The organism is Mesorhizobium sp. CNPSo 4684, from assembly GCF_057784315.1.
This window is the reverse complement of the sequence record NZ_JBWLUX010000065.1, coordinates 1-11,974: the sequence shown is the minus strand read 5'-3', so window position 1 is coordinate 11,974 and position 11,974 is coordinate 1. Positions and strand designations below refer to the sequence as shown.

Genomic DNA, 11,974 nt, shown 5'->3' with positions numbered 1-11,974 from the left:
ATATGCGATAGCCCTGCCCTCGAGGGGGAGATGTCGCCGAAGGCGACAGAGGGGGTCGGTCCGACCGGGCACGACCTCCTGCGGCAGATGAAGGTTAGCGCTCCACGCGCGACGACCCCCTCTGGCCTGCCGGCCATCTCCCCCTCAAGGAGGGAGATCAGCAGCGTCGGCCGTCGCTCTAATTGATACTCGCCGTATTCGCCGCCTCGGCCGGCCGCGCCGCATCCGCATAAGGCACGCGAAACCCATTCGCCGCCAGCCACGCAATCGCTGCCTTCGGTTCGTCGGTCTGGATGATGGTGGCGCCGCGTTCGGCCCAGAAGCCGTAGGTCTCTGCCGGCAGGCTGGCCGCGACCGCCAGTTCGTCGCCGCGGCCGCCGGAGAGGAAGCCGCCCGGCTTGTTGACGATGGCGTAGGTGTCAGCCCAGATGTGCCAGCCGCCCCGCACCGACACCGCCCGCATGCGGGTGCTGAACAACGGTCCGCCGGTCTGCGTCAGCGCCTCTGTCCCCGCCCGCCAGTTGATCAGCTCGATCGCGCCGGGCGCAAAGGCCTTGCCGACCTGCTCGGCAAAGGCAGCGTCATGCACGGCGTCATCGGCGATGATCGGCATGAACTGGAAGCCGCCGCCGGCAGCATCGAGCGCCGCCTTGACGGTGTCGATCCGCTGTTGGTTCCACAGGTTCTCCTTGACGATCACCTGCTCGGCCATGCCGAGATCGCGGGCGATGGCGATCATGCCGGGCAGAGCCTGGACATCGAGCTTGTTGTCGAGGTTGATGAGGATCCGATCCCTGGTCGCCAGCAGCATTTCGCGCAGCGTGGAAACACTTTCCCCGGTGACGGCGCCGGTGCCTTCGACCACCAGCTTGCAACGCTTGAGCTCTGCCAGCGTGTAGTTGATCACCTCGCCCTTGCAAGTCGTGGTGCGGTCGAGCCAGCTGTCATGCATGACGACGAATTCACCATCCTTCGAGCGCCGGATGTCGACCTCAACGATTTCGGCACCGATGGCGATGGCGCCTTCGACGGCGGCGAGCGAGTTTTCGGCATAGAGCGTGTTGCCGGCCTGCATGCTGCCGGCGCGGTGCGCGGCGACCATGACATGGTCGCGCCACTGGTTGGCGTGCTCGAAGCGGTCGAGGATCTGCCTGGCGCGGGTTTCGCTTGCCTGGGCGTCGCCAGTGAAGGCGGCAAGTGCTGCGCAAAACAGAAGGCATATGGTCCGCATCGAGAATCGCTCCTTGCCGGATCGACCCGGGGATAGGCGATGTCGGTGACAGGCCGGTGAACGAAGCCGGCTAGTGGATTGTCGCGCCGCTGCAACAAAGGCGTGCTGAAACCATGCCGGGAGCGCGCCAGAGCAGGATCGAGAAGGGCCTTGCGCCTTGGCGACAAAATCCTGTGTCGCCCGGGAGGGCGCCGCGTCGTTTCGCCAAGCTGTGACTGGCATCTTGCGTGCCGGTTCTGTAGTTGTGGCAGCCCGATGAACAAAGAGGACCCGTAATGGCGAACCAGACCATCGACAACGCCTTCACCACCCGCTCCAAGACGGGGGCATCCTTCGAGCCGACCTATGCCGGCGCGCTGTCGTTCATGCGGCGCAAATACACCAAGGATGTAAAGGGCGCGGACGCGGTCGTATGGGGCATTCCTTTCGACGCTGCCGTGACCAACCGGCCGGGCGCGCGCTTTGGGCCGCAGGCGATCCGCCGCGCTTCGGCGATCCTCGACAACGACCCGCAATATCCGTTCTCGCGCGACCTGTTCGAGCATCTCTCGGTCGTCGACTATGGCGATTGCCTGCTCGATTCGGGCAATCACCAGAAGACGCCAGGCACGATCGAGCGCGAGGCGGCGAAGATCCTGAAATCGGGCGCTTTCCTATTGTCGCTCGGCGGCGACCATTTCGTCACCTGGCCGCTGCTCAAGGCGCATGCCGCCATCCATGGGCCGCTGGCGCTGGTGCAGTTCGACGCCCACCAGGACACATGGCCGGACGACGGCAAGCGCATCGACCACGGTTCGTTCGTCGGCCGCGCCGTCAATGAAGGCATCATCGACCCTGATCGTTCGATCCAGATCGGCATCCGCACCCATGCGCCCGATACGTTCGGCATCAAGATCCTTTACGGTCACGAGATCGAGGAGATGCGAGCTTCCGACATCGCCTATGCCATCGTCGACCGCACCGGCGGCAGGAAGACCTATCTCACCTTCGACATCGACTGCCTCGACCCGGCGTTTGCGCCCGGCACCGGCACGCCGGTCGCCGGCGGACCGTCCTCGGCCAAGATCCTGTCGACGCTGCGCCAGCTCGGCCAGGTCGATATTGTCGGCGCCGACGTCGTCGAGGTTGCGCCGGCCTATGATCACGCCGATATAACGGCGATCGCCGGCTCGATGGTGGCCATGCACTATCTCGGCCTGGTGGCCGAACGAAAGGCGCGGGCCGAAGAGTTGAACAACGGCAACCATGGCGCTACGAACCAAGGCCAAGGCATATAGGTTTGAATTAGAACGGAATTTGCAGGGATATGAAACCGAAAATCTTCATCGACGGCGAACACGGCACCACCGGCCTTCAGATCAGGGCGCTGCTGGCCGAGCGTGGCGATCTCGAGATCATCTCGATCCCGACCGAGCGCCGCAAGGAAACGGCGGCGCGCGCCGAATTCCTCAATGCCGCCGATGTCGCCATCCTGTGCCTGCCGGATGCGGCCGCCAAGGAAAGCGTGTCGCTGATTGCCAACGACACCACCAAGGTGATCGACGCCTCGACGGCGCATCGCGTCGCGCCCGGCTGGGAATACGGTTTTGCCGAACTGGACAAGGGTCAGGCCAAGACCATCGCCAACGCCAAGCGCGTCGCCAATCCCGGCTGCTGGCCGCAAGGGCCGATCGCGACGCTGCGGCCGCTGGTGGCGGCCGGCCTGCTGCCGCCGGATTTCCCTGTCACGGTCAATGGCATTTCGGGCTATTCGGGCGGCGGCCGGCCGATGATCGAGGACTATGTCGCCCAGGGCGAGGATGCCTCGGAATTCCTGCCCTACGGGCTGACCTTGCAGCACAAGCATGTGCCGGAGCTCAGGACCTACGCAAAGCTGTCGCATGATCCGATCATGCAGCCGGCGGTCGGCAATTTCGCCCAAGGCATGATCACCGTGGTGCCGCTGCAACTCGGCGGCCTCGACCACGTGCCGACCGGTGCCGAACTGCACGCCGCGATCGCCGATCATTTTGCCGCCATCGAGGGCGGCGTGGTCGAGGTGGCGCCCTATACGCATATGGAGCGCATGCCGGAGATCAATCCGGAGGTGTATAACGGCACCAACCGCATGAAGGTGTACGTCTTTGCCAATGACGACAGGGCACAGGCGCTGCTGATTGCCGTCTACGACAATCTCGGCAAGGGCGCTTCAGGTGCGGCCGTGCAGAACATGGACCTGATGCTCGGCCTCTAGAGCCTTTCACCGTTTCGTGGAAACGGCGAACCGCTCTATCTCTTGTCTGGAGAAATTCCCAGGGAAAGCGCTACGCGCTTTTCCCGGAAAAACCGCTTACACTTTTTCTGGAATTGCGCTAATGGACGCGCCGGCATTTCCAAAGCGCTGGAGGGTCAGCGCGCCCGAGCTTATTGCCGAGACGTTTTCGAGCCGTATCTGGAAGGTTGTCCGCGAGGATGGGTCGCCGGCGATCGTCAAGGCATTAAAACCCTTCGACGATGTCGAGGACGAACTGCGCGGCGAACACTATCTCGCCTGGCGGCGCGGCGAAGGCGCGGTGCGGCTGCTTGGCCGCGACGGCCACCGCATGCTGCTTGAATATGCCGGCGACACCTTGCTTGCCGAGGTTCTCGACAAAGAGGGCGACAACGCCGCAACCGCAATCGCAGCCGAAGTGATGACAAGGCTGTTCTCGCCGTCAAAGCACCCTGCCCCACTGGACCTGCAGCCGCTGCGGACACGGTTTGCCAGCCTGTTCAAAAAGGCCAAAGCCGATCGCGACGCGGGGAAACCGAGCCTTTGTCCCGAGGCCGCCGAAATCGCGGACCGACTGCTCGATGCCCCGCATGCGGTCAGGCCGCTGCATGGCGATCTGCACCACGACAACATCCTGCAGGGACCGCGCGGCTGGCTGGCGATCGACCCGAAGGGCGTGCTCGGCGATCCAGGCTTCGACGCCGCCAACCTGTTCTACAACCCACTCGAGCGCGACGATCTCTGCCTCGATCCGGAGCGCATCGCGCATATGGCGGAAGTCTTCGCCGCAACGCTCGGCCAGACGCCGCCCGCCATTCTGGACCACGCAATCGCCTGGGGTTGCCTGTCGGCCGCGTGGCACCACGAAGACCAGAATGCGGTCGATGAAAACCGCGAGTTGTCGGTAGCCGAAGGGATCTGGAAGGTGCGGCTCAGCTTCTGACTTCTATCTCGTGCGGCAGCGGATAGGCGCCCTTTGTGCCGCGCCAGTGCGCGGCGGCAAACCCCAGCAGGATAAGCGCGAAGGCCTGATGGGTCAGCGCCATGTGCAACGGCACCTGCATCAACAGCGTACCGATGCCAATCGAAGCCTGGACCAGCACCAGCAGAAACAGCAGCGTCGCGCGTCGCGCATGCGTCGTTCCCGGCTGGCGCATCCGTGTCGCGATCATGTGCCAGAGTGCCACGACAAAGACGGTATAGGCGCCCAGCCGGTGAACGAACTGCACCGTCTTCGGGTTCTCGAAGAAATTGCGCCAGGCGGGCTCAAGCAGCAGCAGGTCGGACGGGATCACCTTGCCGTCCATCAGCGGCCAGGTGTTGTAGCTCAGGCCGGCATCGAGCCCGGCGACCAGGCCGCCGAGATAGATCTGGATGAGAGCCAGGAGCACGATGAAACCGGCCAAACCTTGCGTCGACCGGTCGGCGGCGGGCTCGGAATGCGGCGCCAGCCCACGCGCGACCACCATGGTGGCGGTGAAGATCAGTGCGGCAAGCGTCAGATGCGTCGCCAACCGGTACTGGCTGACGGAGACGCGGTCGACAAGGCCGGAGGCCACCATCCACCAGCCGATGGCGCCTTGCAGTCCGCCGAGCAGCAGAATGCCGAGCAGCTTTGGCCCAAGGCCGCGCTCGATGCGGCGCGTCGCCCAGAAGACCAGCAGCGGCAGGCCGAAGGCCAGGCCGACGCTGCGGGCCAGGATACGGTGCGCCCATTCCCACCAGAAGATCGACTTGAAGGCGTCCAGGCTCATGCCCTTGTTGAGTTCGGCATATTGCGGGATTTTTTGGTAGAGTTGGAATTCCTCTTGCCACTCCGCATCGTTGAGCGGCGGTATCACGCCGTGGATTGGCTTCCATTCAGTGATCGATAGGCCGGAATTGGTGAGCCTTGTGGCGCCGCCGATCAGCACCAGCGCAAACAGTACCAAAAGCACGACATAGAGCCAGCCGCGCACCAGCGCCCGGTTGTTGAGGTCGCGGTCGCGGGCCGTGTAGGGCGCGGCAGCTGATATGGCGGCCATGTGTTTGTCCCGGCAGTTGCAAATGGCGGATTGGTGAACCATCGCAACCCGGCTGACAAGACCGAACGGCGCGGCACGCCGTCGCGCCGCATGCAGAGCGTTTCACCGTTTCACGGAAACGGCGAACCGCTCTATCTTTTGGTTTTTCGGCGCAATTCCGGACGGAAAACCGTTTCACACTTTTCCTGGAATTGCTCTGGCGGGTTGCACAGGCGCCCCGTTGGGCCTAAGCGAAGGCGATCAACGAGAACGCCTCATGCCTATCCGCCTGAAAAAGCTGATTGGAACCTTCCTGCTGGTTGCGCTGGTCATCATCTACGCGCTGGTCGCGTCGATCATTGCGGTTGCACAGCTGTCGGAATCCGGCCCGCTGGTGCATTTCCTGTTCTTCCTGTTCAGCGGCCTGTTCTGGGTGCTGCCGGCGATGGGCATCATCAAATGGCTGATCCTGGAGCCGCGGCCGAAGGGCTGAAGCGGGCCATTTGCAGGCCAGCTGAATATCGACGCACCCTAGCTCGTCACAACCATCTCAGATGGTCACCACCATCTTGCCGGCATTGGCCAGCGGCGTCGTCACCCCCGACAGCATGGTGCGGATATGGGCGACGCTCTGGTAGCGGCCATTGACCGAGATGCGCGGCAGCGCGTGCAGGAAGCCGGCATGCTCGGCATGCAGCACGCCATGGCGGGTCGTCACCGCCGAGGCGTAGCCGGCGTCGCGGGCAAAGCCGACTTCGCGGCAGCCGACAGCGCTTGCATAGCCATAGGGGTAAGCGAGATGACGCGGCTCTTCGCCGAGCTGCGCTTGCAGCTGGCGCCTGACGTCGCCGATCTCATGGCGCGCATCGGCTTCGTCGAGCCGCTTCAGATTGCGATGGTTGACCGTGTGCGCGCCGATCGTCACCAACCTGTGCCCGGCCATGGCGCGGATATCGTCCCAGGTCATCAGTGTGCTTGAGCGCAAGCCATCGAGTTCGATGCCGTTCGAGCGCGCGAGATCGCGCAGCACAGCGCGCTGGTCCTCCTCGCGCACTTCCAGCGTCAGATAGGCGTGCAGGCGCGCATTGGCCTGGAGTTTTCTGCCGTGGGTAGAGCAGTCGATCGTCACCGGCCCCTTCGGCGTCGCCAGCGTCAGCCGGTCGCGCGCGTTGACGATGTCCTCGACCACATCCCACCACAGGTCGGCGCTGCCGTCGATCAGGCCCGGCGCGACATAGATGGTGATCGGCGCGTCGTGCTTTTCCAGCACCGGCAACGCTTCGGTCATGTTGTCGCGATAGGCGTCGTCGGCGGTGATGGTGGCGAACTGGCCGTCCTTGCCACCGGCCTTGATGCGCTCGATCGCCTCGTCGAGCGTGACGAAGGCATAGCCCCTCGCCTTCATGTCGGCGACAAGAGTGTCGAGGAAACGCGGGGCGATGTTGAGGTGGCGGTTGACGCCGTCGGGCTTCTCCGGCGTGGCGGTGACCCGGTGCAACATCAGGATGGCGCCGATGCCCCCGACGAAGGGCTTGGCCAGCGGTGCAAGGCCGGTAAAGCGGGCGATGTTAAGCGCCAGTTTCCGAACTGCCTCCCCGCCGTCGATCATTCATTCACCTTTTGCGCCTAGGCTCAATCCAAGCACGGAACGCGCCGACGCGAACTCCCTGATCGCGACGAATACGCCTTAAGGATTGAGGTATGGTTGACGCCACCGCGCCATTTGACGGCAATCGGCTCGCCGCAAGCAAGGCGTCCGCGCGCGCAACGGCTGCCGACCAGACCAGCCTGTCGGTGTCGATCGCCGACGCTGCCGCGCTCGCCTCTTACGGGGAATTCTGCCGTTCCGCGCTGTTTGCGCCGGCGCAGAGCGCCGCCTGGGCCCGCGCCTGGACGACGCAGGCCAATCCGGATGCCATCGTCGCCACGCTGAAAATCGAGGACCGGCCGGTCTTCTCGCTGGCACTGGAAATCACGCGAACTGGTCCACTCCGCGTCGCCCGCTTCATGGGCGGACGTCATGCCAACGGCAATTTCGCCGCCGCCGATGAGGCCTGGCTGGCAAAGACCGATGCCGGGACGATCCGCAGGCTGGTGACGGCGATCGGCAAGGCGCGTCCCGACATCGACCTCGTTGCGCTGGAAAGGCTGCTGCCAGATCTCGATGGCGTTGCCAATCCGTTGGCGGCATTGGCGCATTTCCCCAGCCCCAATTTGTCGCTCGCCGTCGACCTCGATGGTGGTTTCGATGCTTTGCTCTCCCGCGCGAGCGGCAAGCGCAAACGCAAGAAGCACCGTTCGCAGATGCGCAAATTCGGGGCTGTCGGCAGTCATCGCCGCATCGAAGCGCGGACGACGGAAGAGGTGAACAGGCTGCTCGATGCTTTCTTCGAGATGAAGGAATTCCGCTTCGCCAAGATGGGCATCGCCAATGTCTTCGGCGACCCGGAGGTGCGCGCCTTCTTCCGCGCTTTGTTCGCCGGCGCGCTGGCCGAGGAGAAACCGGCCTTTGTGCTGCATGGGCTGGAAGTGGCCGGCAAGCTGCGCGCCATCACCGGCTCGAGCCGCTCGGGCAAGCGCCTGATCTGCGAATTCGGAGCCATCGCCGAGGACGATCTCGGCCACACCAGCCCCGGCGACTTCCTGTTCTTCGACAACATCCAGGAAGCCTGCGAGACGGGTTTCGAAGTCTATGATTTCTCGGTCGGCGACGAACCCTATAAGCGGCTCTGGTGCGATATCGAGACTCAGCATTTCGAGGTGCTGGTGCCCTTGACACTGAAGGGACGCGCCCTCGCGTCGGCGCTGCGGCAAGGCGCGCGGGCGAAAGCCTTCATCAAGAACAGCCCGACGATCTGGAAGCTGACCAAGATGCTACGCCGCAAGGCGGCCGGACAGGCGGCGCCCGCCACCACGGAAGACGAAAACTAGCCGTCAGAAATTGAGAGCTTCGCGCAGCGCGGGACCGGCCCTGACACGCAGATCGAGATCAGCCTCGATGTGGTCGATGTGATGCAGCATCAAACGGCTCACCAACCCGCAATCGCCGCTCTCCAGCGCACCGACAATCCCCGTGTGCTCGCTATGCCCGCAGGCTGACACGCCGGAGCGGCCGTAAAGGGCGATAACGAGTGAGGAGCGCGCAACCAATTCCTCCATAAAGCGCTGCAGGATGGCGTTGCCGGCGACCGAGGCCAGCAGCAGATGGAAATCACCTGACGCCTTGATTTCGGAGCGCCGCGCGGTCGGACCGCGCTCGGCGATGAAGCGGCCTTCCTCATCGAGTTGGGCGCGGAACGCGGCGATATCGGTGGCTGTGACCCGCCCGCAGGCGGCAGTGGCAAGGCCCGGCTCGATCAGCCGGCGGGAGGCGAACACCTGGCGCGCTTCCTCGGGCGACGGGTTGGCAACGAAGGCCCCTCGGTTTCGCTCGGTACGCACCAAGCCCTCGAAGGACAGCATCTGCAGCGCCGCGCGCGCGACGGTGCGCGAGACGTCAAACAGCGTGCCGACCTCGCCTTCCGACAGCTTGGTGCCCGGCGCCAGCCGTCGGTCGACGATGGCGTCGCGCAGATTATCGCGGATCGCCTGGGCGCGATCTTGATTGGCGCTGTCGGCTGCGGAATAGATCTGATCGGCAATGTTCATGGCGATGATGGTTCCCGCCCCCTTCTAGCGCGACTCGTCGTATGCGCACGAGAGGCAAAGTGGACACGAAGCTAAAAAAGATTGCATACGATTCTTGTGCAAATCGCGCACAATCGCCCATAATTTGTGCAACGCACAAGGCAGCTCGCCAGGTAGGCAACACTGCCGAAGCCTGATTTTTCAGACAATTCAATCGCTTGGCCGCTGACCTGCAAATTGGCACGCATGATGCTTTGGTTTAATGCGACCAAACGGGGAAGCCTGAATGTCCAAAGCCGCCGAGATCGACATCGTGTCCGTTTCGAAAGTGTACGGAACGACGACTGCCGTCGAGGCCATCAGCCTGAAAATACCCGCCGGCACCTATTGCTGCCTGCTCGGGCCCTCCGGCTGCGGCAAGACCTCGACGCTACGCATGATCGCCGGCCACGAAAGCATTTCGTCGGGCGATGTCCGGCTTGGCAACACCGTCGTCACCGATCTGCCGCCCGCCAAGCGAGGCACGGCGATGATGTTCCAGTCCTATGCGCTGTTCCCGCATCTCGACCTCATCGACAACGTCGCCTTCAGCCTGAAGATGAAGGGCGTCGACAAAGAAAAGCGCCGCGCCAAGGCGCTCGACATGCTCAAGCTGATGCAGATGGAGGCCTATGCGACGCGCCGCCCAGCGCAGCTTTCCGGCGGCCAGCAACAGCGCGTGGCGTTGGCGCGGGCGCTGATCACCGATCCCGAGGCGCTGCTGCTCGACGAGCCGCTGTCGGCGCTCGACCCGTTCCTGAAGATACGCATGCGCGCCGAACTGAAGAAATTGCAGACCTCGCTCGGCATAACCTTCGTCCACGTCACCCACAGCCAGGAGGAGGCCATGGCCTTGGCGGACCTGATCGTGGTGATGAATGACGGCCGCATCGAACAGGCGGCACCTCCGCGCAATGTGTTCGAAAGGCCGGCCACGGCATTCGTCGCGCGCTTCATGGGTGACCACAATGTCATTTCCGGCCGGGTCAGCGGCGCGCGCGACGGCATGGTCGTTTTCGACGTCAATGGCGGCGCCTCGCTTGCCGCCTGCGGTCAGGGCCAGGACGTGGGGACGCCAATCGATATCGCCATCCGCACCGACCATGTGCGCATGGGTGAGGCGCCCTCGCCCGGCCTCGGCTTCACCGGCATCGTCTCCAACATCGAATATCGCGGCGCCACGGTGAAGCTGTCGGTGACCGGTGCCGGCATCGACGATTTCACGGTCATCGTCGACGATTCCGACTTTTTCGCCAAACCCGTCGCCATTGGCGACGCCGTACCGCTCGCCTGGGATTCCGAGGATGCCATCGTCCTCGGGCGCCTTCATTCATGAATTCAACGAAGCAAAACAAAACAGGGGAATAAGCATGACAAACACACCGCAAACCAAGACTGGCATTTCGCGCCGCTCGCTGCTCAAGACCGGCGCCGCCGCCGTCGGCCTCGCCGCAGGCTCCGGCGTCATCACCGGGTTCCCGACCATCTGGGCGCAGTCCAACATCACGCTGCGCCAGTTCGGCACCGGCGTCTCGAACCTCAACGCCATTGCCGACAAGTGCAAGGCCGACCTCGGCATCACGCTTGAGATGACGGCGACTGATTCCGACGCCGCCGCCCAGCGCGCCGTCACCCAACCCGACAGCTACGACATCGCCGACATCGAATACTGGATCTGCAAGAAGGTGTTCCCCACCGGCGTGCTGCAGCCGATGGATGTCAGCAAGCTGAAATATTACGACGAGCTGGTGCCACTGTTCAAAACCGGCAAGCTGACCCCCGACAGCGTCATTGCCCAGGGCACCGCGCCGCACACGGTCGGCTATGTCGAGGCGCAGGACTCAAAGACCTTCGCCAAGGCGCCGACCAACTGGTTCACCATGGTGCCGACCATCTACAATGCCGATACGTTGGGCATCCGGCCCGACCTCGTCGGCCGCGACATCACCACCTGGGCCGATATCATGGACCCGGCCTTCAAGGGCAAGACCGCGATCCTCAACATCCCGTCCATCGGCATCATGGATGCGGCCATGATCATGGAGGCCACCGGCAACATCAAATATGCCGACAAGGGCAACATGACCAAGGAAGAGATCGACAAGACGATCGACTTCCTGATCAAAGCCAAGCAGGCCGGCCAGTTCCGCGCCTTCTGGAAGTCGTTCGACGAGAGCGTCAACCTGATGGCATCGGGCGAAGTGGTCATCCAGTCCATGTGGTCACCGGCCGTCGCCGCGGTGCGCTCCAAGGGCATCGCCTGCCGCTTCCAGCCGCTCAAGGAAGGCTACCGCTCCTGGGGCGGCGGCCTTGGCCTTGCCGCCCATCTCAAGGGCGCCGAGCTCGACGCGGCCTACGAATACATCAACTGGTACACGTCGGGCTGGGTCGGCGGCTATCTCAATCGTCAGGGCTACTATTCCGCCAACATGGTCTCGGCCAAGAAGTTCATGTCCGAGGACGAATGGGGCTACTGGATCGAGGGCAAGCCCGCCAAGGGCGAGATCAAGGCACCGGATGGCACCGTCATGGAAAAGGCCGGCGCCGTGCGCGACGGCGGCTCGTTCGAGGAACGCATGGGCAAGGTCGCCTGCTGGAACTCGGTCATGGACGAGGACCGCTACATGGTGAAGCGCTGGAACGAGTTCATCGCGGCGTAAGGAAGAGCCGGCGCCGCCACCTTGTATCTACACGAGAGAGATTTCGTGGGATTGAAGCGATTGAGCCAAGGTCCGGGCGGCCGCCCGGACCTTGGCTTGGCGAAGTCGCCCGTACCACCTGAGGTTACAGCCGCGGGAGAGCTTGGGATCTTCGCCTTCGTCA

General features: G+C 63.7%; 11 protein-coding genes. 7 read left to right on the top strand and 4 right to left on the bottom strand.

What is annotated here, in order from left to right:
• Window positions 1-178 precede the first annotated feature (178 nt).
• A complete protein-coding gene (locus AC04SG_RS32330; RefSeq protein WP_488554328.1) occupies window positions 179-1,231 on the bottom strand; it encodes a glycerophosphodiester phosphodiesterase family protein in 1,053 nt (350 codons plus the stop codon).
• Between the two features lie 275 nt (window positions 1,232-1,506).
• Here AC04SG_RS32330 and speB point away from each other — a divergent pair, with 275 nt between their 5' ends.
• The 3 genes from speB (at window position 1,507) to AC04SG_RS32315 (ending at window position 4,425) form a co-directional block, all read left to right on the top strand.
• Window positions 1,507-2,508, top strand: a complete 1,002-nt coding sequence (gene speB, locus AC04SG_RS32325) for an agmatinase (RefSeq protein ID WP_488554327.1) — start codon at window positions 1,507-1,509, stop codon at window positions 2,506-2,508.
• Between the two features lie 29 nt (window positions 2,509-2,537).
• Complete coding sequence (gene argC, locus AC04SG_RS32320) at window positions 2,538-3,464, top strand: N-acetyl-gamma-glutamyl-phosphate reductase (RefSeq protein ID WP_488554326.1); 927 nt, start codon at window positions 2,538-2,540, stop codon at window positions 3,462-3,464.
• Window positions 3,465-3,585: 121 nt separating this feature from the next.
• A complete protein-coding gene (locus tag AC04SG_RS32315; protein ID WP_488554325.1) occupies window positions 3,586-4,425 on the top strand; it encodes an aminoglycoside phosphotransferase family protein in 840 nt (279 codons plus the stop codon).
• On the opposite strand, the gene AC04SG_RS32310 is transcribed toward AC04SG_RS32315, so the two are convergent.
• Complete coding sequence (locus AC04SG_RS32310; protein WP_488554324.1) at window positions 4,415-5,506, bottom strand: COX15/CtaA family protein; 1,092 nt, start codon at window positions 5,504-5,506, stop codon at window positions 4,415-4,417. The two genes, AC04SG_RS32315 and AC04SG_RS32310, sit on opposite strands and share 11 nt — an antisense overlap.
• Before the next feature lie 256 nt (window positions 5,507-5,762).
• On the opposite strand from AC04SG_RS32310, the gene AC04SG_RS32305 reads away from it, so the two are divergent.
• Entirely contained in the window at window positions 5,763-5,978 is a 216-nt protein-coding gene (locus tag AC04SG_RS32305; RefSeq protein ID WP_142868027.1) for a DUF2842 domain-containing protein, read from the top strand.
• A 57-nt stretch (window positions 5,979-6,035) separates the two neighbouring features.
• Here AC04SG_RS32305 and AC04SG_RS32300 read toward each other — a convergent pair whose 3' ends face one another.
• Window positions 6,036-7,094: a polysaccharide deacetylase family protein gene (locus AC04SG_RS32300; RefSeq protein WP_477349426.1), complete on the bottom strand. Its 1,059-nt coding sequence runs from the start codon at window positions 7,092-7,094 to the stop codon at window positions 6,036-6,038.
• 92 nt (window positions 7,095-7,186) lie between these two features.
• Here AC04SG_RS32300 and AC04SG_RS32295 point away from each other — a divergent pair, with 92 nt between their 5' ends.
• Window positions 7,187-8,416 (top strand): GNAT family N-acetyltransferase, encoded by a 1,230-nt coding sequence (locus AC04SG_RS32295; RefSeq protein ID WP_488554323.1) that lies wholly within the window; start codon window positions 7,187-7,189, stop codon window positions 8,414-8,416.
• 3 nt (window positions 8,417-8,419) lie between these two features.
• On the opposite strand, the gene AC04SG_RS32290 is transcribed toward AC04SG_RS32295, so the two are convergent.
• Complete coding sequence (locus AC04SG_RS32290) at window positions 8,420-9,133, bottom strand: GntR family transcriptional regulator (RefSeq protein WP_112561350.1); 714 nt, start codon at window positions 9,131-9,133, stop codon at window positions 8,420-8,422.
• A gap of 265 nt (window positions 9,134-9,398) precedes the next feature.
• Between AC04SG_RS32290 and AC04SG_RS32285 the strand changes: the two genes are divergently transcribed.
• Window positions 9,399-10,487, top strand: coding sequence for an ABC transporter ATP-binding protein (locus tag AC04SG_RS32285; protein WP_488554322.1), 1,089 nt, complete (start codon window positions 9,399-9,401; stop codon window positions 10,485-10,487).
• A gap of 34 nt (window positions 10,488-10,521) precedes the next feature.
• Window positions 10,522-11,811 carry an ABC transporter substrate-binding protein gene (locus AC04SG_RS32280; RefSeq protein ID WP_352560348.1) on the top strand — a complete coding sequence of 430 codons (1,290 nt, stop codon included), beginning with the start codon at window positions 10,522-10,524 and terminating at the stop codon, window positions 11,809-11,811.
• Window positions 11,812-11,974: the final 163 nt, after the last annotated feature.

Excerpts from the sequence above, each read along its gene's own strand:
- AC04SG_RS32330 (WP_488554328.1), bottom strand. The coding sequence starts at position 1,231 with ATGCGGACCATATGCCTTCTGTTTTGCGCAGCACTTGCCGCCTTCACT.
- speB (WP_488554327.1), top strand. The coding sequence starts at position 1,507 with ATGGCGAACCAGACCATCGACAACGCCTTCACCACCCGCTCCAAGACG.
- argC (WP_488554326.1), top strand. The coding sequence starts at position 2,538 with ATGAAACCGAAAATCTTCATCGACGGCGAACACGGCACCACCGGCCTT.
- AC04SG_RS32315 (WP_488554325.1), top strand. The coding sequence starts at position 3,586 with ATGGACGCGCCGGCATTTCCAAAGCGCTGGAGGGTCAGCGCGCCCGAG.
- AC04SG_RS32310 (WP_488554324.1), bottom strand. The coding sequence starts at position 5,506 with ATGGCCGCCATATCAGCTGCCGCGCCCTACACGGCCCGCGACCGCGAC.
- AC04SG_RS32305 (WP_142868027.1), top strand. The coding sequence starts at position 5,763 with ATGCCTATCCGCCTGAAAAAGCTGATTGGAACCTTCCTGCTGGTTGCG.
- AC04SG_RS32300 (WP_477349426.1), bottom strand. The coding sequence starts at position 7,094 with ATGATCGACGGCGGGGAGGCAGTTCGGAAACTGGCGCTTAACATCGCC.
- AC04SG_RS32295 (WP_488554323.1), top strand. The coding sequence starts at position 7,187 with ATGGTTGACGCCACCGCGCCATTTGACGGCAATCGGCTCGCCGCAAGC.
- AC04SG_RS32290 (WP_112561350.1), bottom strand. The coding sequence starts at position 9,133 with ATGAACATTGCCGATCAGATCTATTCCGCAGCCGACAGCGCCAATCAA.
- AC04SG_RS32285 (WP_488554322.1), top strand. The coding sequence starts at position 9,399 with ATGTCCAAAGCCGCCGAGATCGACATCGTGTCCGTTTCGAAAGTGTAC.
- AC04SG_RS32280 (WP_352560348.1), top strand. The coding sequence starts at position 10,522 with ATGACAAACACACCGCAAACCAAGACTGGCATTTCGCGCCGCTCGCTG.